The 24,369-nt window shown below is 45.8% G+C and carries 20 protein-coding genes and 1 tRNA gene; 6 read left to right on the forward strand and 15 right to left on the reverse strand.

The features are described from left to right. The coding region (locus HMPREF9439_RS05110; RefSeq protein ID WP_008863994.1) for a LysR substrate-binding domain-containing protein at positions 1 to 674 on the forward strand (674 nt) is incomplete at its 5' end. Next, positions 655 to 1,446: a hypothetical protein gene (locus HMPREF9439_RS05115; RefSeq protein WP_008863995.1), complete on the forward strand. Its 792-nt coding sequence runs from the start codon at positions 655 to 657 to the stop codon at positions 1,444 to 1,446. The genes HMPREF9439_RS05110 and HMPREF9439_RS05115, both read left to right, overlap by 20 nt. A 100-nt stretch (positions 1,447 to 1,546) precedes the next feature. Here the strand turns inward: HMPREF9439_RS05115 and HMPREF9439_RS05120 are convergent, their stop codons facing one another. The 10 genes from HMPREF9439_RS05120 to HMPREF9439_RS05165 all read right to left on the reverse strand — a co-directional run bounded on the left by HMPREF9439_RS05120 (position 1,547) and on the right by HMPREF9439_RS05165 (position 14,158). Next, positions 1,547 to 2,857: an anaerobic C4-dicarboxylate transporter family protein gene (locus HMPREF9439_RS05120; protein ID WP_008863996.1), complete on the reverse strand. Its 1,311-nt coding sequence runs from the start codon at positions 2,855 to 2,857 to the stop codon at positions 1,547 to 1,549. A 378-nt stretch (positions 2,858 to 3,235) separates the two neighbouring features. Beyond that, a complete protein-coding gene (locus HMPREF9439_RS05125) occupies positions 3,236 to 4,723 on the reverse strand; it encodes an FAD-dependent oxidoreductase (RefSeq protein WP_008863997.1) in 1,488 nt (495 codons plus the stop codon). Positions 4,724 to 4,827: 104 nt separating this feature from the next. Further along, positions 4,828 to 6,282, reverse strand: coding sequence for an FAD-dependent oxidoreductase (locus HMPREF9439_RS05130; RefSeq protein WP_157645836.1), 1,455 nt, complete (start codon positions 6,280 to 6,282; stop codon positions 4,828 to 4,830). A 13-nt stretch (positions 6,283 to 6,295) separates the two neighbouring features. Continuing rightward, on the reverse strand, positions 6,296 to 6,907 hold the full coding sequence (locus HMPREF9439_RS05135) for a response regulator transcription factor (protein ID WP_008863999.1): 612 nt from the start codon (positions 6,905 to 6,907) through the stop codon (positions 6,296 to 6,298). Further along, positions 6,904 to 8,748: a sensor histidine kinase gene (locus HMPREF9439_RS05140; RefSeq protein ID WP_157645837.1), complete on the reverse strand. Its 1,845-nt coding sequence runs from the start codon at positions 8,746 to 8,748 to the stop codon at positions 6,904 to 6,906. Before HMPREF9439_RS05140 ends, HMPREF9439_RS05135 begins: the two co-directional genes overlap by 4 nt. A 122-nt stretch (positions 8,749 to 8,870) precedes the next feature. Continuing rightward, the gene (locus tag HMPREF9439_RS05145; RefSeq protein WP_155165838.1) at positions 8,871 to 9,065 is read right to left on the reverse strand and encodes a hypothetical protein; all 195 of its coding nucleotides are present in this window, start codon (positions 9,063 to 9,065) and stop codon (positions 8,871 to 8,873) included. Positions 9,066 to 9,200: 135 nt separating this feature from the next. After that, complete coding sequence (locus HMPREF9439_RS05150; protein WP_008864002.1) at positions 9,201 to 10,265, reverse strand: acyl-CoA--6-aminopenicillanic acid acyl-transferase; 1,065 nt, start codon at positions 10,263 to 10,265, stop codon at positions 9,201 to 9,203. Positions 10,266 to 10,345: 80 nt separating this feature from the next. Next, positions 10,346 to 10,960, reverse strand: coding sequence for a response regulator transcription factor (locus HMPREF9439_RS05155; protein ID WP_040603428.1), 615 nt, complete (start codon positions 10,958 to 10,960; stop codon positions 10,346 to 10,348). Further along, positions 10,950 to 12,707 (reverse strand): sensor histidine kinase, encoded by a 1,758-nt coding sequence (locus tag HMPREF9439_RS05160; RefSeq protein ID WP_167535255.1) that lies wholly within the window; start codon positions 12,705 to 12,707, stop codon positions 10,950 to 10,952. The genes HMPREF9439_RS05155 and HMPREF9439_RS05160 overlap by 11 nt, the downstream gene beginning before the upstream one ends. A gap of 5 nt (positions 12,708 to 12,712) precedes the next feature. Then, entirely contained in the window at positions 12,713 to 14,158 is a 1,446-nt protein-coding gene (locus tag HMPREF9439_RS05165; RefSeq protein ID WP_008864005.1) for an FAD-dependent oxidoreductase, read from the reverse strand. Positions 14,159 to 14,315: 157 nt separating this feature from the next. Between HMPREF9439_RS05165 and HMPREF9439_RS05170 the strand changes: the two genes are divergently transcribed. Then, positions 14,316 to 15,785 carry an FAD-dependent oxidoreductase gene (locus tag HMPREF9439_RS05170; RefSeq protein WP_155168013.1) on the forward strand — a complete coding sequence of 490 codons (1,470 nt, stop codon included), beginning with the start codon at positions 14,316 to 14,318 and terminating at the stop codon, positions 15,783 to 15,785. A 331-nt stretch (positions 15,786 to 16,116) separates the two neighbouring features. Continuing rightward, a tRNA-Leu gene (locus tag HMPREF9439_RS05175) sits at positions 16,117 to 16,192 on the forward strand. A 49-nt stretch (positions 16,193 to 16,241) separates the two neighbouring features. Here HMPREF9439_RS05175 and HMPREF9439_RS05180 read toward each other — a convergent pair. Together HMPREF9439_RS05180 and HMPREF9439_RS05185 are read right to left on the reverse strand one after the other, a co-directional pair. Next, a complete protein-coding gene (locus HMPREF9439_RS05180; RefSeq protein ID WP_008864007.1) occupies positions 16,242 to 17,108 on the reverse strand; it encodes a hypothetical protein in 867 nt (288 codons plus the stop codon). Further along, on the reverse strand, positions 17,105 to 17,569 hold the full coding sequence (locus HMPREF9439_RS05185) for a hypothetical protein (RefSeq protein WP_008864008.1): 465 nt from the start codon (positions 17,567 to 17,569) through the stop codon (positions 17,105 to 17,107). Before HMPREF9439_RS05185 ends, HMPREF9439_RS05180 begins: the two co-directional genes overlap by 4 nt. A 335-nt stretch (positions 17,570 to 17,904) precedes the next feature. Here HMPREF9439_RS05185 and HMPREF9439_RS05190 point away from each other — a divergent pair, with 335 nt between their 5' ends. Continuing rightward, positions 17,905 to 19,131, forward strand: a complete 1,227-nt coding sequence (locus HMPREF9439_RS05190) for a M20/M25/M40 family metallo-hydrolase (RefSeq protein WP_040603430.1) — start codon at positions 17,905 to 17,907, stop codon at positions 19,129 to 19,131. 126 nt (positions 19,132 to 19,257) lie between these two features. Here HMPREF9439_RS05190 and HMPREF9439_RS05195 read toward each other — a convergent pair whose 3' ends face one another. Continuing rightward, positions 19,258 to 20,085: a hypothetical protein gene (locus HMPREF9439_RS05195; protein ID WP_021868568.1), complete on the reverse strand. Its 828-nt coding sequence runs from the start codon at positions 20,083 to 20,085 to the stop codon at positions 19,258 to 19,260. 299 nt (positions 20,086 to 20,384) lie between these two features. On the opposite strand from HMPREF9439_RS05195, the gene HMPREF9439_RS05200 reads away from it, so the two are divergent. After that, positions 20,385 to 22,286, forward strand: coding sequence for a flavocytochrome c (locus HMPREF9439_RS05200; protein WP_008864011.1), 1,902 nt, complete (start codon positions 20,385 to 20,387; stop codon positions 22,284 to 22,286). 54 nt (positions 22,287 to 22,340) lie between these two features. Here the strand turns inward: HMPREF9439_RS05200 and HMPREF9439_RS05205 are convergent, their stop codons facing one another. Together HMPREF9439_RS05205 and HMPREF9439_RS13335 are read right to left on the reverse strand one after the other, a co-directional pair. After that, positions 22,341 to 23,777 (reverse strand): FAD-dependent oxidoreductase, encoded by a 1,437-nt coding sequence (locus HMPREF9439_RS05205; protein ID WP_008864012.1) that lies wholly within the window; start codon positions 23,775 to 23,777, stop codon positions 22,341 to 22,343. Then, positions 23,770 to 24,366, reverse strand: coding sequence for a response regulator transcription factor (locus tag HMPREF9439_RS13335; protein ID WP_217176397.1), 597 nt, complete (start codon positions 24,364 to 24,366; stop codon positions 23,770 to 23,772). The genes HMPREF9439_RS05205 and HMPREF9439_RS13335 overlap by 8 nt, the downstream gene beginning before the upstream one ends. Between the last annotated feature and the right edge of the window lie 3 nt (positions 24,367 to 24,369).

Raw genomic sequence — 24,369 nt, forward strand, 5'->3', positions numbered from 1 at the left:
TTTCTTCAGACGTAACCCAATGCACGGCTTTATCAGGCACCAGTGACCATTTGCTGCATTGTTTTAAGCGGGACGAGCTAGATGTTTTTATCACCTCCGATCCCTCCCTGGGGTTAGAAGACGTCAGACGACAATTCTTTTACGGAGAACCGTCGCTTCTTGCCTATCCGGCATCCGTTCAGTTCCCGGAAAGCAATATCGATTGGTCGCATCTGAGATTTTGCGGACTTCCTTACATCGGACTGACCACAGGAAGCGGCGGAGGCAAGTTATTTGATAACTTTCTTCTGACGCACAACATCCCGATCCATCAGAGGATCAATGTTGACAGCACGGCTGTGCTCTTGGAACTAATTAACGAAGGCATGGGCTGGGCAATAACCAGACCCGCCGGGATCATCCAGCATTGGGAGACGATCCCGAACGTTAAGTTAGCTCCGATGCCCAAGCCCCTGCTTTCAAGAGAGCTCTATCTGGTTTCGAAGAAATCTTTTCCCTTCGATCTCTTCCGCCTCATTGTTGAGTCGTTGGTCCGAATCACGAGAGAACAATTAGCGAAAAAGACAATTGAATTTGCACCTTGGCTGAAGGAAGATATCTATACGATAGATTTAGATAACGACAAGAAAATCCCGTTTTCAGCCTTCTTAAAACATGAAGAAATCATTCGCTAATTACCTTTCGGTTCTCGTTGAGGATTTGTTCTTTAGCCCGGAGGATCAGGTCTATTGGTCACCGGAACATGCTGGCCTTAACGGACAAAAGCTTCCTACCCTCTCAGATGAAGGAACCGTGCTGCGCCTGACAAAACCTAATATCGAAGCAAAAGGCTCGGTGATTTACTTCCATGACGGCTCTAAAAATTTAACCGCCCACATTCCTGAAACTGCTTGGCTTTGTGAATTAGGATTAGAGGTTTATTTGTTTGATATCCGTGAATCTGAGGACGATAAGGGCTTCCCGATCGAATCTTATATTCGTAAGACCGGAAAACTTGTCGATCGGATTCTTCAGGAAATTCCTCAGGAACAAAAGGTTTTATTTTCCGGTAATTTTATCGGTGCGTACGGCGCTCTAGAGAACGTTTCAAAGGCCTCTGAACAAGCCGCGGGATTGATTCTCCACAATTGCCCGTATAGTTTCAGAAGCTACATGCTGGCCAACTATGGTCCTGGGCTCGGTCAAGCAATGAGCGCACTCTTGGCTTCCGACTATCAAGATCCCTATGTATTAGTCTCTGAAATCAAAGATGTTCCTATCGTTGTAACCTACCAGAACACAGGGCGTCTTCCGATCTCCGAGTTCAATAAATTTAGAAAGACAGAACTTCCTAATCTGTCTTATATAGAGTTTCCTGCAAAGGCGCCTGCTCAAACGGTTAACAAGGAAGCGGAAGAATTAAGAGAGAGGATTATTAAATTCTTTGATACCCGAACTACTTCTTGAAAACTACGACTACTGAGCCCATAAGAAAGGCCCCGTTTTTGACGGAGCCTTTTGCTTTGTTTGGAAGGCCCTTTAGAAGAACCTCCCGCTTTGCTTGCTACTAGAGAAGAACTTTGGAGAGTGCCAGTGCGATCAGGGTTGCAGATGTTGTGGCGGTTAACATCGGAACCATGAAGGAGTGGTTCAAAACATACTTACCGATTACAACTGTTCCGGACTGGTCGAACTGCATCGTGGAGATCACGGGACCGCTGGCCGGGAAGAATGAAGTTCCGTTAACACTCGGGTAAAGACCGACGATAGTTGCCGGAGACAGACCTAAAGCAATACCGATCGGCATAATGGCTCTGACGGTAGCTGCCTGAGAAGCTAAGAAAGAGGAAGCGAAGAAGCACACGACGGCGAAGAGAAGCGGATAATCCTGGAGGTAGGAACCCATGGAGGCAATCCATGCAGCCTTATGAGCGGAAATGAAGGTGTCAGCCATCCAAGCCAGACCGAAGATCACGATGATGGCGGAAACACCTGCTCTCAGCACGGAAGACTCAAGTGCTTTCTTCACGTTCGGACGGCAGATCACAAGAATCAGGAAAGCAGCTGCGAGCATGGACATCTGAAGGAAGGTACCCATACCGATGATCTTTCCGGTGTGCGGAGTACGGATTTCGGGGAAGAAACCGGCAACCACTGCGAAGACGACGCCGAGGACGAAGATGATGGCAGACCAAGCAGCCGTCTTAGGAAGTTCTTTGTGCTCGATGGGTTTTGGAGGAAGAACCAAGCCTTCTTTAACGCGCTGGAGATACTCCGGATCTTTGTCCAGTTCTTTACCGTAGAAGGACATAACCGTGGAAGTAATCAGAACTGCGAGAAGTGTTGCAGGAATCGTGACCATCATGATCTGGCCAAGCGTCATATTAGAGCCGCTGGAACCTAAGAGACCGAGAAGTGCTGCTGTGCAGGCGGCGACAGGCGAAGCAACCAGAGACTGCTGAGCAGCAATGGCAGATACCGTCATAGAGCGTTCGGGACGAACTTTAGAAGCGTAAGACACTTCATAGATCACAGGCATCAATGCCTGAACGATATTAGCTGTACCGGCTAAGAAAGAGAAAAACCATGTGACGAGCGGTGCAATGAAAACAATGCGTTTGGGATTCGCGCGAATGATTCGTTCTGCGATTCTGACCATGCAGTCGATGCCGCCTGCGGCCTGCATCGTAGATGCAGCAGTCACAACCGCCAAAATAATAAGAATCACATCGACCGGGGCGCCTGTTGGACGCAGTCCGAAAACTTGATTAAGGATCATTAGGCCACCGCCGCCGCAGATACCTAATCCAATGCTGCCAAATCGTACGCCGATAACTACGGCGCCGATAACTACTACTGCTTGTAAGAATACATCCATGGGTTTTCTCCTTTGTGGATTTGAGTTATGTGCAAATCTTCAAGCAATTGCAACAAAGTGTCACATATGTTGTTCCTGATGCAAGTTAGTTATGCACAAGTGCGAACATCATGCGGTTTTTGAAAAATCTTCTAAGAATAAACACTTAGAAATGATTTTTTGAATGTGCTAAATGTTTTGAGGTTCTGAAAGAACAGATTTCTGAACTTAAGAGAATTATGAGTAAAGGCCTGGAGGTTCAAGAAACTGAAAAATAACCTGCTGAAAGCAAACTAAAAATCCGAGCTTTGAAGTCTACTTATAGCCGACACAATTCCGTCCGGAGAGCTTTTTCACTCGCCGGACGGTGACTTACTTTAGGAGATTCAACTTAAGTTTTTACTTCTGGTTTGCTGCCGAGCTTCCGGCGATGCGGCCGAAAGTAAAGATGTCGGCAATGGCGTTGCCGCCTAAGCGGTTCGTACCATGGATACCGCCGGTCACTTCGCCTGCGGCATACAGGCCTTCAATCACATTGCCTTGGCGATCAAGCACGCGAGTTTCTTTATCGATTCTCACGCCGCCCATCGTGTGGTGTACAGCCATACTGGACAATGCGGCCCAATACGGAGCTTTTTCAATCTTGTGAGACAGATTGCGTTCTGCTTTACCGAAGTCCGGATCTTTCTTCTGATCAACCATCGCGTTGTAGTCAGCAATCGTCTTCTTTAACTGATCGGCAGGAACACCCATCTGTTTAGCCAAACCCTCCAATGTATCGGCCTTGAAAGCATCGCCGGTCTTCAGGCCTTTCATTGCATCGTCGCGAACCACTTGGTTGTAGCTGTTGAATCCATCATTATCGACGATGGCGTAGCCGAATTTTTCGGGAAGATTCAGGATGGCGTCACGAAGAACGTCACGACGGGCATCTTCGGCCACAAAACGTTTACCGCGTTTGTCTACGAATACATAGCGCGAAACGTCAAGGTGCAGAGCCTGACGAGATGTGTGTCCTGGAGGGCAGCCGGGGTTGCACTGGATGTAATCCAGACCCATCAGGTAGGCGCCTGCTTCGTTCGCGGCGAGCATGACTTCACCGGTAGAACAGGCTTGGTTGTTGGTGGTTGTGAGAGTTAACATGCGAGGATCATGGATCGCGCGGAGGCGCGGATTGGCTGCAAAACCACCGGCTGCCAAAACGATGCCTTTTGTGGCACGGATATAGAAAGGTTTGCCTTGTCTTTCGGCCATAACACCGAGTGCTCTGCCTTCATCAAACTGTTCACGAATGATCTTGACCAGCTTTGTATTGGTCATGATATCAACGCCAAGTTCTTTGGCTTTTGTGGAAAGCACGCGGATAAAACCTGTTCCCTTCGGTTCAGTGGCAAGGTGAGAACGAGGCCACAGGGCTCCGTAAACTTGCATGACGTCAGGACGGAACTTAAGACCCATGCTTTCGAGCCAATGCAGAGAGCCTAAAGCGTTAGAGCAAAGAATGCGGACCAACTCAGGATCGGCACGGCCGTCACCTCCCGCCAGAGTCTGTTCGATATGTTTTTCGATACTGTCTTCGATACCCTGTTTTTTCTGACGTTCAGGGTCGACGGCGTTGAAGTAGCCACTGGAAATCATTGTGTTGCCGCCGATGAAAGCTAATTTTTCAATCACGGTAACCTTTGCACCAGCCTGTGCTGCAGAAACGGCGGCTGCAAGACCTGCACCGCCGGAACCGACAACGAGTACTTCAGTCGTTAAATCCCATTTATCAGGAACAAGACTTGACTTCTTTTCCTGGGCAAAAACGGAAGAAGCCAGAGAGGCGGCAGAAGCTGCGACACCGGCGGACAAAAGACCGCGGCGAGATACAGTAAATTTGCTCATATATTCTCCTTGGTTTGGATGACTGCCTGTAGTTCAGGCTCTGTCATCATCGTAAGGAGAGCGGGCTTTTTCTCATATCCGATGAAGATCGGATGTGCAGATCATCAAAGACCAACCGCGGCATTTTCTCCTGCAATCCGACCGAAAACAAAAGCATCCAAAAGGCCGTTTCCGCCGACTCGGTTAGAGCCGTGAACGCCGGTTGTCACCTCCCCTGCCGCGTAAAGCCCTTTGATCGGTTCTCTTTCCTTAGAAAGAACCTGAGCCTTTTCATTGATCACGATGCCGCCCATGGTGTAATGGACGGCCATTCTTACGCGAGCGGCATAAAAAGGAGGCGTTTCAATCTTTTGCGTCAGCATCCAAACTTCTCGGCCGTAAGGATCCTTTTTAGTCTCGACCGCTTGGTTGTATTCCTTAATGGTATTGACGAGATTTTCGGGAGGAACCTTCATTTTCTTGGCAAGCTCTGCCAAGTCATTACTTTCAAAGTGTTCGCCTTCTATCTCGCCCAAGATTCCTGCCTGCTGGAAAAGAGAACTTAAATTCTGGAATCCGTTCTTATCGACGATCGAATAAACGATCTTATTAGGCTGCTGCAGTACTGCATCACGCAAGTAATCTCTCGCTCCGTCTTCCGCCACAAAACGTTTACCGTGAATATTCACCAACACATGACGAGTCACATCAAGATGGTATCCGGAACGATGGGTATAGCCGACGTCCGGTCCGAGATTGCACTGGATATATTCCATATCAGAGACAGCAGCGCCTGCTTTCTCCGCAATACCAATCATCTCGCCCGTTGCCGAGGAGGCGCCGGTAAATGTCATTCCTTCTAAGCGGGGATCCATTTTTGCGTAAAGGGCTTTGTTCGCACTAAATCCACCAGAAGCAATAATGACAGCCTTATCGGCATAAAACTTTCGCAGCTGATTTTTAAATCGAGCTTCTACACCTACAACTCTTGAACCTTCCTTAATTAAAGCGACCACCTCAACATTCGTGAGAATCGGAATATCTTTTGCTCGGCACTGCTCTGACAAAGCTGCGACGTACCCTCTCCCGTGAGACACCGAAGGATAATGACCTCGAGGCCACAAGCCGCCATAAACCTGAAAGACACCCTTTTTGAATTTAACGCCAATACTTTCTAACCATTGAATGGTCTGATAGGAGCGATCCGTCAGAACTTTAACCAATGCTGGATCGGCTTTATCATGACCGGCTGCCAATGTCTGCTTATAAAACCATTCATTGGAATCTTCGATTCCTTGAAGTTTTTGATTCTTTTCGTCGGGAGCATTAACAACACCGCTGGAAATTAAAGTGTTTCCGCCGATGATGGGCATCTTTTCAAGGATGACGGTTTTGGCTCCTTTGTCTTTGGCTGAAATAGCCGCAGACATCCCTGCGGCTCCCGAACCGATCACAATGACATCCACTTTATCCGGAAGCAGATCTTCTTTCTGAGCTTCGACTTTTGACTGAGCAAAAGAGCCAAGCGGCAACAAGCCGAGAGCCAACAGGCTTTTTAAGAGGCGATTTCTTGTCCACATATTGTTCATATCATTAGCGAAGATTTAGGCTTCGAAGAAAGTCAGCAATTTCTACTGCATTGATGAGGTTAAGTTTCTTGCAGGCTACACCGCGGTGCTGCTGGACCGTCTTCTCAGAGATCTTAAGGGTATCGGCAATCGTTTTGTTCATCATGCCTTTGCCGACAAGAATTACCACGTCTTTTTCACGATCTGTCAGAGAATCAAAACGCTTTCTGTCATAGGCAAGCTTTTCTGCTTGGAATTTCAAATCACTCGAAACGGTCAGCGCCTTCTCGACCGCTTCAATCAGCTCCTTTTCGGCAGGAGGCTTCAGAAAGAAATCAAATACTCCGTTTTTAAAAGCCTTCACGGCCATGTTGACGTCCCCATGACCGGTTAAGAAGATTATGGGCCGCTTGTTAGCTTTTGCATTAAGACGCTCCAAAAGCTCCAATCCGTCAATCTTAGGCATCCGAATATCAAAGATAAAACATCCTTCGGCAGCCAGTCCATCATAGTCAGTTAGGAAGGTTTCGGGATCATTCCAAACACGGGTCCTCCATCCGAGAGACTCAAGGAAGAATGCCAAAGACTGAGCTGTTTCGGCATTGTCGTCAACTATGTAAATCGTTCCGTTTGTCATTGATTCTTCCTTATATCTTTTGCTGGCACAGCCATTGGAAGACAAAGCTTCATGACCAAATGACCTTGTTCGTTTCTTATGGCAGTCAAGCTACCTCCGTGCGATTCTGCTAAAGCCTTACATATTGAAAGACCGAGTCCAAGGCCATCCGTTTTCTGGCTGACTTTCGGGATAAAGATAGAGTTGACTAAATCCTCAGAAATTTCAGGTCCGTTATCTTGAATTTTGATGACTGCTTTCTGTTCTGACTGTCCAACACTGATAATGATTAAAGGCTCAGCTTCATTTTTGCAGGCTTCCAAGCTGTTCTTGAAGAGGTTATAGAGGACAAGATCACTTTCGAGCGGGTCAACTTCTACCTCAATTGTCTCAGGGCAATTCAAATCAAAACTCAGTCTAGAACCCTTGATCTGCTTGAACTTTTGGATGGATTTTTTCAAAAGAGCCAGGAGATTCACTCTAACCTTCTCCGCACTATGCTGCTTTGCATAAGCTCGCACTTTATTGACGATTTGAGCTGCAGTTTCGCTTTGATGAGTAATCCTCTGAAGCGTTTCCTGCAAGACTTCAGGATCCAAAGATCCGCGTTCATTTCGAATTCTCAGTCCCCGGGAAAAGTTTGTAATCGCATTGATCGGCTGCTGAAGCTCATGGGCTATCATCGAAGACAACTGTCCGACAATACCTGCTCTCTCCATCGCTGAGATCTTTTCTTGTTCAGAGTTCACAAGATGCTGAAGTTTTTGGGCTCTTTGCATTGATGCCGTTAATTGAGCCGTCCGTTTGCGAACCAGCCAAGAAACGTAAATCGTGTGAGCAAACAGCAAAAATAGGAAAATAACAAAGGCTCCCAACCATGGACCATATTTACTAAAGAAATTCTTCCAAAAAGCTTTGTCTTTATTTTCATCTTCCAATGCTGACAGCAACGATGCAATGGCGTCGTTGTTGCTCGGCGTTGACCACTCCATTAAACCTTGAAGTTTAGGAACCGTTGGCAAAACAGAACTAACTTTTAAGATGAGATTGCGTTCTTTTTCTGTAAGTTCTGAAGCCGGCTTAGATACAGCCATTACCCAGCCGGGATACAAACCTGTCGAGTGGCGGCAGCGAAGATCGCTGCTGTCACGCGGACTGATGACTTTTAAAGAGTCCGGAGTGATGTTGCCGTCACGCTCCATTCGCTCCAGGAGACAGGCGTCAATGATTCCTACGTCGCCTCTTCCTTCCAAGATCTCGTGTACAACCTTTTCAATCGGAGCACCGCTGAAGGAAACTTCCTTGGAGAAATGACCGGGACCGAAAATTCTTTGGAGTTCTCTTAAGCCGATCAGATAGCTCAATGATGAGGTCGGAGACATCCCTACGATTTTCTTGTCTTGCAGATCAGTTAACGAATTGATATCCGTCCGATCTTTCCGGGTAATGAAAGCGGCTCCGCTCGTATGAGAAGAGTCAATGGCCAAAGGATGTTTCATTGCAGCAACCGCCCAGGCCCCTGCCTCCGACAAGGCTGCGAAAGTCACCGCGTCCGTAATGAAAAAGAAGGCGGGATTATCTTTGGTCTTTTTAAGAAGGTCTTCCTTGGCAAGATAATTCAGTTCAAAGAACTCGTCGGATATTTCTTCGCGCAAGTGATCCAATGTAGTCGCTATCGTTTCGATCACACTTCTATCTTCTCCGATAACCTGGGCATCTAGAGTCACGGCATGTGCACAGCTTGTCCACGACCATATACAAGCTGCGGTGAACAGGATCGGGATTCTGGAGATTAAGGGATCGAAGATTCGGCTTGCGCCCATGACTGTCAAGGGTAGTTCTATTGGACGTAACTTTGCCACAGACGCAATCAGCGATCAATTGAGATAATTACTCAAGCTTCCACAGGCAGGACTTATCCGACTTATGGCCAAAAGGACGTTTAAGGAAAAAGCTTGAACTGCATCAAGGGCTCTTGGAGTTTTCAGAGCAGTTCCTTGCAGTCCAGCCATTCTCTGTCTTCTAAATTGCGTCGAGTGCTTGCTTGAGCTTTCTCAAACTTGTCTAGAAGATCGTCTAAATGGAGTTTTCTACGTGTCCGACGAGATGCCGGAATGTCCGAGTCTTTATCCTCCTTAGACTTGATATCCTCTAAAGTATTTTGCAGCGATGTCTTCATTTCCGCCCTCCATCCTTTAAAGCTCGTTTTGGCAGTGACCAGGAAATGTGGCCGACGGAAAGCGAGATAGAGCATTAAAATGATCTCGCCCTCCTCGGCCTCTTTACTGAACCCTATTACAGTTCTGTTTTCTTTCTAGTAAAGCTTGTATTCCTTAGGTTTGAACTTGCAGGGCGTTCCGTCGGTTAAGTAGATGATCTTCTCGTTCACATCGATCACCATGGACCAAACAGAACTATGTCGATGGTAAATCGGAAGTGTTTCATCATCATGTCTGCAAACGCCGTCGGGATAACCGGCATGGTCAGACAAGATTTCGAATATCTTTTCTACCGACAGCTTGTCCTCTTTCTTGACCAACCTTCTAGCTCGATCGAGTCTAATGAACGTTGAGTTGTAAGAATAGTTCTTGGCTTCGGGACCAAGAATCATTTTTAAGGACAGCCAGTGATTGCTGTGGCAGCAAGGTTCTCCCCCTGACAAAAGAATATCTAAGTCATTTGGAGCGTACTCAATGAACAAAAGCAAACCGTCGGCTCCTGCAAGACCCACGCAGGCACTCCCGGCTCTATTGGCTTTAGCAATCGCATCAATGGCTTTGGGAATCGTTTTACAAGACAAAGCTCCTCGGAGAAGGACTTGAAGCGGGACGCCAAGTTTTCCCTTCTTTACCGACATGGCGTTCATTGAAAGAGCTATTCCGCAGTCGTTCAATCCCTTTCCCCCGACAAGACCGGCCTCTGTGATGATTATGGCTTTAGCGAATGGCTTTTGTTCAACTTCCAAAAGTACGGTTGTTCCATATCCCATCGACCACCAGTCCCAGTTTTGGGCTAACAGTGTATGCCCGTTCTCGCTAGCTTCAGGCGGCACGCCGATCGTTGTGCACGCGTCTTCGGCAATATCTGCCTTAGCAAACATGATTTCGGAGCGACAATTAAGCGTGAGGATCGTATTGAAATCAAGACCGGCGCCGTCTGCAATTCCCTTCATCTCTTCAACAAGATCCGGACGATATTTTTCTATTTCTTTGCGATAAGGTTTAGAGAGTTCATACGCTTTGTCCCAGGTAATGAAGGCTTCTTTTTCAAAAAGGACTTTGTATTCTTCGATTACTTTATAGATTCTTTCCTTTGCCTGCGATCCGTATTGAAATCCTCTTTCATAGGGAGTCCCGGATACTTTGATGTATTGATGCATATCGCTTCTCCTTAACTTTTAGGCATTGAGTTATTGATCATTGGGATCTCGTAATTTAAAAGAACCAAGAAGTATTAAAACTATTGTTTTCCTTCTTCCAGTATTAGTTTTAGTTCTTTAACGTTGTTGACTTGTAATTTTTTATAGGCAACCTGGCGATGACACTCTATAGTTCGTCGGCTAAGTTTCAGTGCTTCGGCAATCTCTTGGTTACTTAAATCCTTTAAAACCAATTCAACAATTTGCCGCTCGCGTAATGTGAGACTTTCAACACGCCGCTCGGCTTCTTCTTTTGAGACGCTCCACTGCCGTCTCTTTATGTCCCATTCGACATGTTTTTCGACAAGTTGAAGCAGTTTTTCAGGATCCAAGGGTTTGACGAGGAATTCGGCTGCACCTTCTTTCATGGCTTCCACAGCCATCGGAATATCTCCATGCGCAGTCAAGAAAATTATCGGAACTTCCGACTCCCGAGCAATTAACTCCTTATGCACTTCAATGCCTGATATTCCGCCCATCTGGATATCCAGAATTATGCACCCCGGAACGGAAGGTGCTTCATTGACCAGAAATTCTTCGCCACTGGAAAAAACTTGTACTGTCCAATCTTCATTTCCCAAAAGAAACTGAATCGCCTTGGAAACCGCTCTGTCGTCATCGACAACACGTATCAACGCTATCGCTTTAGGATCCATTTCCCTTTTCTCCATTCACTAATCGAAGGTTGAATGAAACCAACAAACCTCCCAACGGACTACGGCTGTAAATCAAGGTGCCTCCATGACGTTCGACAAAAGTTTTCACGATTGACAAGCCCAGTCCTAGGCCGTCAGCCTTGGTTGAACCGGAAGAATTTGAAATCTCACTCAGTTGCTCTTCAGAAAGTTGAGGACCGTTGTCCCAAACCTCTATTTGGAAATTGCCGCTCTTTCTCTCGCCCTTCAAATAAACCTGAGGTTCGGTCTTTTTCCCCACTGAAGCTTCATAAGCGTTTTTTATCAGATTAGAAATGATCAGTTCAATTTCCAATGGATCGCCCAGAACTTTCGCGGGGATCGTTTGCACTTGAATTTCGCAGTCAGGGTGGCCAAGTGAGAAGCTCTCAATCGTTTTCCTAAGAATTTGATCTAAGTCAACCTGCGTGAGATCCCTTGACTTGTCCTTCACGTAATCACGCACTTTCTGGATAATTTCGTCTGCCCGTTGAGCCTGCTCATTAATTTCCTCTAATCCGGAAGCAAACTTCTCTTTATCTAAGTTGCTTCCGGCTTTCATCGTTTGTTTGAGTAGGCTGTAGGCGTAACAACGTATCGCATTCAGTGGCTGCCTTAGTTCATGAGCAAACAGGCTGCTTATCTGGCTGACAGTCCCTAATCGTTGAAGCTTTCCGAGTGCCTCTTCACTTTTCGCTGCTTGAACCTGAAGCTTTTCTCTCTGTTTTAATGAAGCCTGCAACTGGGCCGTTCTCTTCTTTACGAGGGCCTCAGTTCGAACACTATGCGCCATCAGACCGAGAATAAGGAGCAGAAATCCGACAAAGATGTACCAATATTTATTCACGACATTTTTTAGAGTCCACTTTCGATCTGAAGCGTATGCATCCATGTCTAGACTTCTCAACAAACGGTCTACGCTGTCGTAATCAGAAGACGTACCCCAATACATCCCGCCTTTTATGGCTTCTTGGCCTAATAAAATTAACCTCAGTTTTCTAGATAACTCTGCCTGCACGGACGGAAGCATTGCAAAAGTAGTACTCGGATAAAGCGACGTAGAGTGAAGACAAAGTAAATTCGGATGGTTCTTCTCATTCAACACTCGAAGGTTTAGGGTGTTGATTTCATTTTTTTCGGCCTCTTCTTCTAGAAGACAGCTGGGTAAAACAACTGCATCCAACTTTTCTTGAGACAAATCGTCAAGCAACTCCTTGACAGATTCATCTCGGGCGGTGAGCTTATTTAGAATAAACGAACTATCTTTACCTGATTGTTCAAGCTCTCCTTTGACCAAATAGACAGTCTCTTGTCCGTAACGAGGATTAAAGACGACTGTCTTATCTTTTAAGTCAGCAAGACTGTTTAAGCCGTTAGCCTCTTCTTTAACAAGAACTAAAGCACTTAAACCTTGATTCGGATCAAATGCACGATCAGATACCAAGGTAGCAATATCTCGGGCACCGCTTTTTGCCTCAGCTATAAAGAAGGGGGTCGAGGAAATGAAAAGATCGACTTCGTTATTTTGAATCGCCCTCTGTAGGTCCTTCGAAGAAAATTCGCAAACCTCTATATTTCTGTTAAGTTTTAACTTCAACGAAGAGATAGTTTCATAGATAAGTTCTTTCTCCTGTCCTTGAAGGATGGTTTCCTGAATCCCTATTCGAAGAGTCTGAGCACACCAAACTTTCCCTCCGAAGCAAAGAGCTATGAGCAGAATCAAGAACATTCTTATCATATTGCAAGCACTCCTGCCGCTGTTTCCCCGGCTGCTCTTCCGAATGCCAGAGCCTTTCCAAAACCACAACCGGGCGTAAAGTTGGCACCGTGAACGCCCCCCATGATTTCACCAGCGGCCAATAGATTCTTCACAGGATGCTTACCTTGAATCAAGACTTGCGTTTTGGCATTTACACGAATACCACAATAAGTTCCCATAATTCCGCAAGTAGCGGGCATTATGTAAAAAGGAGCTTTTTCAATAGGAACCGGTGTTCCGAATGCTCCGGACAATGACAAGCGTTTAAAGGAGACTTCTTTTCCTGTCTTTATGCTTTGGTTGTAATTTTGAATTGTTCGAACGGTATTTTCCGGATTTAAACCGGCTCTTCTGGCGGCTTCAGACAAATCTTCAGCAAAATAAATATGTTTACTATCCTGAGTTATGTGGCCAAACAGTCTTTTCTCAGGCGGTCGATTCTGCAGCTGCATGAGCCGAATGTTTTCATCAAAAATGATATAGCTTCGGCCGTTCGGTTGTACTAATGCGATGGGTCCGATATCTTTATAAGACATTGATTCGTCTACGAATCGTTCTCCGTTTTGGTTCAAGATAACGGCGCCGCTATAGAAAATCATACTGAAGTCATTCGCGTCTGCGGCGTTCCTTATAAATCCGTAGGAAGGTTTTATATATTCAGTATCAATGAGTTCAGCCCCTAACGCCATAGCCATCTGATGACCATCCCCCGTATTTCCGTTCCCAGAAAACACCTGGACGTTTTCCAAGTCGCTGACATAGCGCTCAAGCATTTTTCTATTATTCCCGAATCCTCCGCTTGCTAAGAGAACGCATTTTGTTTTGATAACCTCTGTTCCGCCCAGCCTCTTGATTTCTACACCAGTGATTGATTGCGAGTTGTCCATTAACAACCGCTGGGCTTTTACTCCTGTTAATACTTTGACACCATGGTCAATTGCAAACGTCAACAGAGTTCGAACTAATTTATGAGGATCAAATACATGTCCTCGAGGGACTCCGGATCCTCCGGACGCCCATAGGCTGAATGGTTGGACGCCGAGAGAATTTAGAAACTCATACTCTTCACGACCCTTTTCAATGAATACCTTTACAAGCTGAGGATCATTTTTCCACTGTCCGGCTTCCATCAAATCCGAAAAGAACCATTCATCTTTATCCTTGATACCTAATGAACGTTGGTAGTCAGTTTCTGAAACAGACCAATGACCTCCGCATCTAATACTTGACCCTCCTATCAGAGGTTCTTTCTCTATTATCACTACATTTTTAATGCCCAGTTCAGCTGCCCTGCAAGCTGCTGCCAAACCTGCTGCGCCGGCACCCACTATCAAGAGGTCTACTGACTTTAAAGTAGAAGCGATTGCAGTTCCGGAAATTAACGGAAGCACAGAAAGCGATAGAAAGGTTCTTCTGAACATGGTTGAGCGATTTTTATAGGTCGGTATAACTCAATCTTAGTGGGAGACAAGATATTTCGCCAAGCATTGATATTTATCAACCTACCTAGGTATTTTGCAACCTAAGATGAACTCAGGTTTTGAAATCTCAAGACTGATCAAATTCAAGGAGAGAAATATGACGTTATCCCGTAGAAATCTTCTCAAAACAGCCGGCCTGAGCTCTCTTGCCTTTGTTCCCCTGAGCCAAGCTTCTGCTGCCGGTTTTGATAAAGAATATGACATCGTGATCATCGGTGCCGGCGGAGCCGGGTTAGCAGCGGCCTGCCGTGCAGGTGAATTAGGACTTAAAGCTATTGTCCTCGAGAAAACCGGAATTATCGGCGGTTCCAGTGTTTTATGCGGCGGTCAATTTTCCACATTCGGTACAGATTTGCAGGCAAAGAAAGGTAAAAAAGACACCGCCGAACTGTTCTTCAATGACATGATGAAGACAGGCAAAAACATGAACGATCCGAAAGTGGTTAAAGCTTTCGTCGATATGAGTAAGATTCAATATGACTTCTTAACGAAAACCTTAAATGTTCATCCAAGAGGCGTTATGGCTGCTTCCGGCATGAGCGTTCCTCGTGCCCATACCTTTAATCCTCCCGAAGTAATTAAAGCCATGACTAAGTACGCTAGAGATAAGGGTGTGGAAATTGTTCTTAACGCCTCTGCTCATCGTTTGGTCACTGACTGCGCCTCTGGAAGAGTCATTGGAGTCAAAGCAACAATTAACAAGAAAAACGTTGTATTAGGTGCAAATAAGGGTGTCATTCTCGCGGCCGGCGGTTTCTCTCGGAATCCTCAGTTGCTGGCCAAGTTTAATCCGATTATGGCAAAAGCCGATGCGATTGCCGGCGCCGGTACTCAGGGTGACGGTATTCTTATGGCTCAAGCCATAGGTGCTGACACTCTTGACACAACTTACATTAAGGCCTCCTACGGCTTTAAACTTCATCCGACAATCATTCAGGACATGAGCCTTATCACCTACAGCGGTGCCATTATGATTAACAAAGAAGGCAAACGCTTTACGGATGAATCTCAGTCTTACAAACTCCAAGGCGACGCTTCATTAGCTCAAACAGACGGTTATTCTTACCAGTTATTTGATAAAAACATTCTGGACTACGATGTCAAAAACGATACTCAAGGTATCGAGATGATGACTGCTCTCACAAATGATCCTGCCGGTCAAAAATGGGTTTATTTCGGTGAAACACTGGAAGAAGCCGCTAAAAAAGCAGGTCTTGATCCTAAGGCCGTTAAAGAAACCGTTGAGAAATACAACAAGGGCATCAAAGAAAGCAATGATGAATTCGGAAGAAAATCCCTCACCAGCGGCTTCGGCAAACCCGTTCCTATTGAAAAGGGGCCGTTCTACATCATGCCGACAACCGCGGCCCTCATCGGCACATATTGCGGTCTGAAGATTAACGAAAAAGCTCAGGTTATCAATGTGTTCAATGAAGTGATTCCTGCTCTTTACGCAGCCGGTGAATTAACAGGCGGTGTCCATGGTGCAGCCTATATGACCGGCACAGCCTTCGGTAAGGCTATCTGCTTCGGCCGCATTGCCGTCGACTCGATTGCAGGAAAATAATCTTTTAATTTGATATGAAGTTAAACAAGAATTAAATAACTAGCTCCGGTTTCACATACCGCCCGCCACACATCCGCCCCAATGGGCGGATGTTTTTTCCGAGGGATTCCGGGCTGTTACGCCATTCAAGAAGGTGCCCCTAGGCAGTTAATTATTGTTTCATCAAAGTTAGAATCGGTGCTGAATGAGACAATTACGACTTCTGTTTTGAGGTTAAGGACTTTTTAACACCCCTAAACAACTTACATGACTAGCAATAGAAGAAGCTTTTATGAAATAACCTCTTCTTCGCTTTTATTCTTTTTTAAATGAGCATTAAGAATAAGGATCTCGGAGCGTAGCTCAGCCTGGTAGAGCGTTGCATTTAGAATGCAAGGGGCGCAAGTTCGAATCCTGCCGCTCGACCATTCCTTATCATTAGACGAATCCTTGTTCTCTCTTTGCGCTTTCCGATTATTAACGTCTAGTTCTCTCAGAACGACGACAACCGAACTCTTCGCGCATTGCTTGCCGAGTGGGATAAGTTTTAACCAATTCCTCCAAAAACTCCTTAGTTTCAGATGCACTCAGGAAACCGTTGATAATCTGACGCAAAGCTTCATAACCGCCTCTCTTCCATGGGTTACGCAAAAGGGTTTTCACCATTTGTTTGCCTAGGTTTTTAGCGTATTCCGGATCAGTTTTCTTTAATAATTTCTCTGCCAAAGCCAGTTGTGAGGCTATATCTACACTCGAATATTTATCGCAAAAGCTGCCGGCAAAATTTTCCACCTGCTTCTCGATAATTTCTTTTATCTTATTTTCTTCGCCGATTTCTCCACATAACTTCATTCGAAGGCTACGGTAAGAACCCGTTTGGGATATGTATTCTTCAACGACGGACTTCCATTGAGCCTCTGGCAATAACTCTCTAAGTTCAGAAAAGAAAGTGAATTCCAGTTTCAAGTTATCTTGAACACGTCTGAGAAGTTCCTCTTTAAGAAGATCTGTCTCATTTTTTCTTCTAAGGATTTTGTTTAGTTCGTCACTGGATCGAATTGAGCCGCCATTTCTTACGTCTTCGAGAAGGATTTTTTGAGCGTAATCTTCTTCCTTATGCTCAAGACACCATTTGACCATACGTTCTCGTAAATCTCGATCCGTTGAATTCTTCTCAAAAAATTCCTTTAATCCTTTACGGTTATCAAGACTGAGCAGCAACTCAAATGCCGTTTTCAAATACCCATAAGGAATTGGCTTTCTTTTTGATTTTGACTTTTTTATGCAGCTCAGTACCGTTTGCAGCTGAATGGATCGTTCTTCCGGAGAGGTATAGTTTTTCAACCAAACATCTTTGAGATCGCCTTCTGCCGCTTCCTTTCTGCAATCTTCGAAAAACTCCTTCCTTGCTTCCTTACTCCTGAGCGAGCGAGATACCTCAATTTGTTGAAATCTTCCGGTGAGCAGTTGTACTCGACGTCAATTTCACAATATTCGCCCTCCTCATGTTCCACAGAGGAAACGTCTATTGTTTTATCTTCAGTCTCCTCAATCAGTATGGCGGCATCTTTAGCCTGCCCCCGTCTCATAAGATCCTTAACAGCATCTGTCAAGATCGAGATTGTTGTATCCCAGTTAACAGTCTTGCTTGCGTAATATTCGTCAATGTCGCCAGCAAGGTCTTCTTCAATGGCGTCATCAATTCTTCTCTGCCATTCCTTTAAGGCCAGATCGTTTAAAAGAAGGATCTTTGAAGGAGGGATTAGACAAAATTTCCTCTCGGAGCTTTTCGTCCTTGCCTGCATACTTCTTAAGAAGTTTTTCCATCTTATCTTGAGGAAGATTCTTGATGAGAGTATCGAAATCTTTGTCCATGATATGGCTTGTTTAAATATCCTTTGGGAAATTTGATTCTAACGAACTGAGCCAATAGGGTTTAGATCGGCCTTTAATGCAGCTCATACTTAATGAAATTTATTCTTGAACATCAAATCCACCCAAAGCTCGAAGGAGAGGATTAACATTCAATAGCATGTTAATAATTAAGGGATATGAATTGACTCGCAACGCCCCTCTCACAACACTGAAGCGAAAATTTTCATCTAAAGCCACTTCCTCAATCACAAAAGGAGAATTACAAATGACAACACGCCGCAAATTTGTATCAGGCTGCTTGGCTGCAAGTCTGACACCATCATTTGCTTTTGCTGCCGCAAATGACAATGCTTCTGATTTTGATATGAAGCAATATGTCAAAGAACTTAACGAGCTTGTATCCATTGACTCAAAATCCGGTCACGTCGAAGGTGCAAACAAAATCGCTGATATCTTAGAAAAACGCTTCAAATCGATCGGATGGACAGTGACAACAAGAGACTGCGCCGGAAGAGGCAAAGCTCTAATAGCCACCAATACACCGAACCAAGATCATTATGATGTTGTGCTTTCTGTTCATTCAGATACTGTCCAGCCCGTCGGTAATGCTCAAAAGTATCCTCTGACAATAAAGGACAATATTGCTCATGGCGCCGGTGTTGCCGACGATAAAAGCTCATTGAATGCTGTTTGGTGGATATGCAAGAAAATTCCGCCGGAAGCCCTGAAAAAATTGAACATCGCTGTCATCGTCAATCCGGGCGAAGAGTCAGGATCCCCGGCTTCCCGAGCCTTTATGGATGAGCAAGCCAAGAAAACTGATATTGCGTTGGTTTACGAACCCGGCAGACCGGGCAACGGATTTGTCCGTTCTCGCAAGGGCTCTATGTTCCTGACGATCAACTTCTACGGAAGACCCGCTCATGCAGGAAACAATCCGCAAGATGGGAGAAATGCGATAGAAGCCATGGCGAAAGCCATTCCTGAAATCAAAGCGATTGCCTCTGAATACAAGGACGTCACTTTGAACGCTGACGTTGTCAAAGGCGGAACGACACCCAACACTATCGCTGAAGACGCAACCGTCGTATTTGATTTCCGTTTCTTCAACGATCAAACACGCGATGCCGTGTTGGACAAGATTGAAGCACTTTGCAAACGAGGTTTTGCACCTGACGTGACGTCTGAGCTGAAGTATGTTGCTAAGAGCTCTGCTCTATCGCATACGGAAAAATCTCAGAAATTAATTGAACTGGTGGATCAGGCATCCAAAGATCTGAACCAGCCTGCTCCAAAATGGATGGATGTCGGCGGCGCTTCCGACGGCAACCGTTTCTCCGGAGGCGGAGCAGCGGTTGCTTGCGCCATGGGTGTAGTCGGCGGAGATTTACATAATCCTGAAAAAGAATGGTCAGATCTATCTACTGTCAAACCTAGAATTGAACTCGGCCGTAAAGTCTTGGAACTTATCGCTAAGAATAAGGCTAATTAAGCAAAGACAAATGTGCGTCCTAAAAGGACGCACGAGAGCATTAAGACAGAGCCGGTAGATCTCAAAAACTTTGGTTTTAGATCAATTCACCGCTCTAATGATTTGGTTGAGAGATTCAGAGCGAAACTATTTCTTCCAGTCGAAGTATTCACAAACGGTATTCCAAGCAACCTCCTGGAGGAAATGTGCCGTCTTTTCTTCAACTTGCTCAATTCCGTAGTATTTCAGTCCGACAGGCGAACGATGGTACATGCTCGCAAAGACAACGCAGGCCTCTAAGTAAGTGCCTTCAGGCGAAGGGTGTGTTTTATCCGCACGGTAGAGCTCTAACTTCGGATCTTGCTTGATCGCTTCGGCAAAAGCCAAACCAACCGGAATTACCATTGCATCGGCTTCGTTGCCGACTTTTGTTGTGGCATCTGCCAATTGCTGGGTCATTTCAGGCTTGTTCTTTCTTGCCCAAGTCATCATGATCAAAGGTTGGATGCCAAAACACTGCAGATCGTATGCATGCTGTTTTGCATACTTCTCAAAGATTTCTTTGCGCTGCGGATGGATCGGACCGGTGCTGTTGTCCTGAAGAATGACAGCGTCAAAAACCTTTTCTTTCCTGAAGTCAAACTTCTTGATTTTGCCGCCGTCGCTGTGGTCGACATAAGTAGAAGCCATTCCGGAAGGACGCACCAGTTCCCAGACATTGAACCAACCGAGGTCAGCCGCACCGATGGTCACCATACGGTTGCGTCTGACTTTGATTCCGGCAGCTTTTGCCAGACCGTTAACAGCGCCGGCAAGACCGCTCGAATAATATGTATAGGAATTGCCCACGAACATATAGCTGTGCGGGGCTTCAATGGAAGTAACCTTAGGCTTTACAGAGCACTCCAGAGATTGAGCAGCAAAAGGCAGAGAGCAAGCAACGATCAAACCGGTGAGAGCAAGGAATTTTTTCATAGTCATTCTCGATTGAGGGATTTGAGAATTTCATTTTTTCACCGACTATCGACATATCCAATGCATTCTAGGCAAAACAATTTTGCTAATTACGCAAAATGTCGGCGTGGAAATCTAATGTGAGAGTAGGACTTAATGAGAATTACTTTTTGGAGAGCTCCCAATTAAGAAGTCCTTATCTAATAACTTATTATCTTAATAAAAAAATACCCCTTATTATCCAAAACTAGAACCAAGGTATTATTTTCTTTTTTTAGCTGCCTTCATAGACTGTAGCTGTTATTTTCCAAGGAGATAATATGAAAAGCTTTAAATTAGCTACGGTTACACTTTTAGTCGCGTCGGCAGCTTTATCAACTTCTGCCTTTGCTAAAGACGGAACCTACACTGCTCAGGAAGTAGGTAGAAACGGAGCCGTCAAAGTACAGGTCATCGTAAAGGGCAATAAGATCGAATCCGTTAAGGTTTTGGATTGGTCCGAAACGCATCCCGTTGCCGATTTAACTCAGACTCAATTGATTCCTGAAATCGTCAAATATCAGACAACAAACGTCAACAACATCTCCGGTGCAACGCTCTCCAGCTTTGCCATTAAGGCAGCAGTTAACAAGTGCCTGAAGGAAGCCGGCTTAGATGTTAAACAGTTCCAGAAGCCCGCTCCTAAACCCGCTCATTACAATGACACCGTTACTGAAGACACCAATATCGTGATTGTAGGTGCCGGAGGTGCTGGTCTTTCCGCTGCTGTTGCAGCGGCTGAATCCGGCAAGAAAGTTATTCTTCTTGAGAAGAACGGATTTGCCGGCGGAAATACTTCCGTATCCGGCGGCTGCTTCAACGTTGCCAATCGCAACCAAGACCATCTGACGATGTCTGAAGGACAGAAGAAGATTGTCGAAGGCATCATCAACCAAAAACCACTGAATCCGCTTCACGCCGAATTAATTAATAAAGTTAAAGACCAATGGACTAAATACAAAGAAAGCGGTTCAAACAAACTCTTCGATTCTCCAGAACTGCACGCTCTGCAGACATGGAAGTCAGGGGACAACCAGGCAAACCTCAACCTCGTCTACACCTTAACCAAGAACGTCTCCGGCACAATGGACCAGCTCTCCAAGATGGGCTTTGTCTGGCGGGGAAAGGCCAACCAGTTCGTCGGCGCTCTTTGGCCGAGATCAAACCGAGCCGAAAACTTCAAGTCCGGCGTCGGTTATGTTGACACCTACTTAGCCTACATCAAGGAAAAAGGACTCCCGGTCACTTTGATGCTCAACACAGCGGCTGATGACCTCATTGTTAAAGGCGGCAAAGTCATAGGTGTTCTAGCTCAAAACAAAAACGGCAGAAAATACGTCATCAACGCAAATGACGGCGTCATTCTGACAACCGGCGGTTTCAGCGCTAACGTTAAGATGCGTAACGAGTATGACGAACTTTGGGGCAAAAAACTCGGTAAGAATACTCCGACAACCAACCTTCCCTCTGCTACCGGCGACGGCATTAATTTAGCCAAGAAGGCCGGCGCTCATTTAACTCAGATGGGCTGGATCCAGTTGTTCCCTGCCGGCGATCCGAAGACTGGCGCAACAAGCTTCAAACTCGGCGAGAACTCCTGCATTTATGTAAACCGTGACGGCAAACGCTACGTGAATGAGTCCGAACGCCGCGACGTTCTTGCAAAAGCCAATCTGGCTCAGAAAGATCAGCTCTTCTTCGTGATTTCTTCCGCCAAACGTGCTCTCGTTGATAAAGACGGCCGCAATGCTTACGGTGTGAAAGTCGAAGACATTCTTTCTTCCGGCAAATCCTTCAAAGCCGATACGCTTGAAGAACTGGCTCAAAAAGCCGGGATCAATGGTAAGAACTTAGTCGAGACTGTTAAGAAGTGGAATGAATTCTGCAAGAAAGGTACCGGTGACGAAATGGGACGTCCGACCTGTATGGATGACCATCGTCTGGACGAGGGCGGCCCCTACTACGCAACGCTTATGACTCCCTCTGTTCACCACACCATGGGCGGCGTTCAAATCAATGAAAAAGCCCAGGTTATTAATAACAGCGGCAAAGTCATCCCCGGTCTGTTTGCTGCAGGTGAAATCACCGGCGGTATCCACGGAACCAACCGCGTCGGCTGCAATGCGGTTCCTGATGCTCTGACATTCGGCAGAATCGCGGGTCTTACCGCTGCAGGTAAATAAACGGCTGAATAAAGATCGCTAGGCCAGGCGGAGTGCCTTCACGGTACTTCGCCTTTAATTTTTAGCAGCTTGGCGTCCGGCAATACGTCCGAACACAATGGCATCCGCCAGTCCGTTTGCTCCAAGACGATTTTTACCGTGGACATTCCCTGTAATTGTTCCGGCAGCATATAAACCCGCGACCGGCTGATTGTTCTTGTTTAAAACCCGAGTTTTTTCATCGATGGCGATACCGCCTTCAGTGTAATGGACCGTCATCCCTGCATAGCAAGCCCAGAAAGGGGGATGAGCAATCGGAAGCGTTAAGGAATGAATTTTCTTGCCCAAACGATCCTTACCCAACCTAACCCCTTCGTTGTAGTCTTCAACGGTGCGGATCAGATTATCGGCAGGAACACCCATTTTGTCGGCAAGCTCTTTAAGTGTTTCGCCTTTCCAAGCCTCCCCTCCTTCAATTGCCTTTACAGCTTCTTTCTGCACTAAAATTCCAGCCCTTCTAAACCCTTCGTCGTCGATAATGATGAATCCATACTTTTCAGGCAGCGAGAGAACGGCGTCTCTGAACTCATCTCTGGGACTATCTTCACGGATAAACCGTTCTCCGTTTTTATTCACGAAAATGAAATGAGAGACGTCATTATGAAAACGGACACGATATTTTTTACCCGGCGGGCAACCCGGCAAACACTGAATAAATTCTAGATTGACGAGTTTTGCTCCGACTTTTTCTGCTGCCAACATGGCAAGCCCATTAGAACCGGGCGCATTGTTAGTCGTCAGCCCTTTGAGTTTCGGCGAGATCTTCTGTATTAAATCCGGATTAGCTGCAAAGCTTCCGGCCGCAAGCACCACTCCTCTGCGCGCATAATACTGCTTATACTCATTTCCGCAATAAGCCCCGACACCAATGACTTTATTGTCTTTAGTCAATACTTCTCGAACTTCGCTTTTAACCTTTAGTTCGACTCTCCGCTTTACACAAGCATCCGCCAAGGTTCGAATGTATCCTTGTCCGAGAGGCAAGACTGGAATGTGGGCTCTGGGCCAATGGGCACCATAAAGTTCAAAAACTCGAGGCTGAAAATGCATACCTAATTTTTCCAGCCATTCGAGCGACTCCTGCGCCTCTGTCACCATTGTTCTCACCAATTTAGGATCTCCTAAACGGCCGCCGAGTTCATAAGTTTGCTGAACATGCAACTCTACAGAGTCAGTAATTCCCTGTTTTTCTTGACGTTTTTTATCTACCGAGGCATAAAATCCGCCGGAGATTAAAGTATTTCCTCCGATTTCCGGCTGACTTTCCAATAGAAGCACAGAAGCGCCGTTATCAGCAGCTTCCACGGCCGCTGATAATCCGGCCGCCCCTGCTCCGACAACGATTACATCCCAAGATTTACCTTTACTGAAGATGTTTTCAATAAGACCGGCGTGGGAAGGTCGGGGAAGGATCGTTAAGAGAAAAGCGGAAAACAAGCTCCTTCTATTCATCTCCAGTAACCCTCCCGATATCGAGTAAAAATGCACTCGCATCCAAGGCTGAGCGAAGTCCGAGCTTATGCATCGCATTACCTCGATGGATTTTGACGGTTTGCTCAGCAATATTTAGCTCATTAGCGATCTGTTTATTAAGTTTGCCTGTAGCGACTTCCCGAAGCACCTCTTTTTCTCTATCCGTCAGGCGTTCAAATTTATTGATTTTTTCTTGAATAAGTGCTTTCGACAACCGTAATTCCTTGTTCTGTTGCAGATGAACTTTAACCACTTCAAGAAGCCTTTCAGGCTTAGCCGGTTTTTGAAGAAAATCTACTGCGCCGTTTTTTAGAGCCATTACAGCTGCATCCACCGTCCCGTGACCCGTTAAAAATATAATCGGCAGATCGCTGCCTTTCTCCAGCAAACAACGTTGGAGCTGAAGACCGCTCATTTCCAGCATTCGGAGATCCAGAATAATACAGCCCGGAACGGTCAAATCATCTTTAGCTAAAAATTCTTCTGCTGAGGAATAGGCAGCAGCAGGAATTCCTGCAAGCTTGAAAATAAAAATCTCTGAGTTTCTAACCGTTTCTTCGTCATCCACGAT

It is taken from the genome of Parasutterella excrementihominis YIT 11859 (assembly GCF_000205025.1).
GTDB lineage: Bacteria > Pseudomonadota > Gammaproteobacteria > Burkholderiales > Burkholderiaceae_F > Parasutterella > Parasutterella excrementihominis.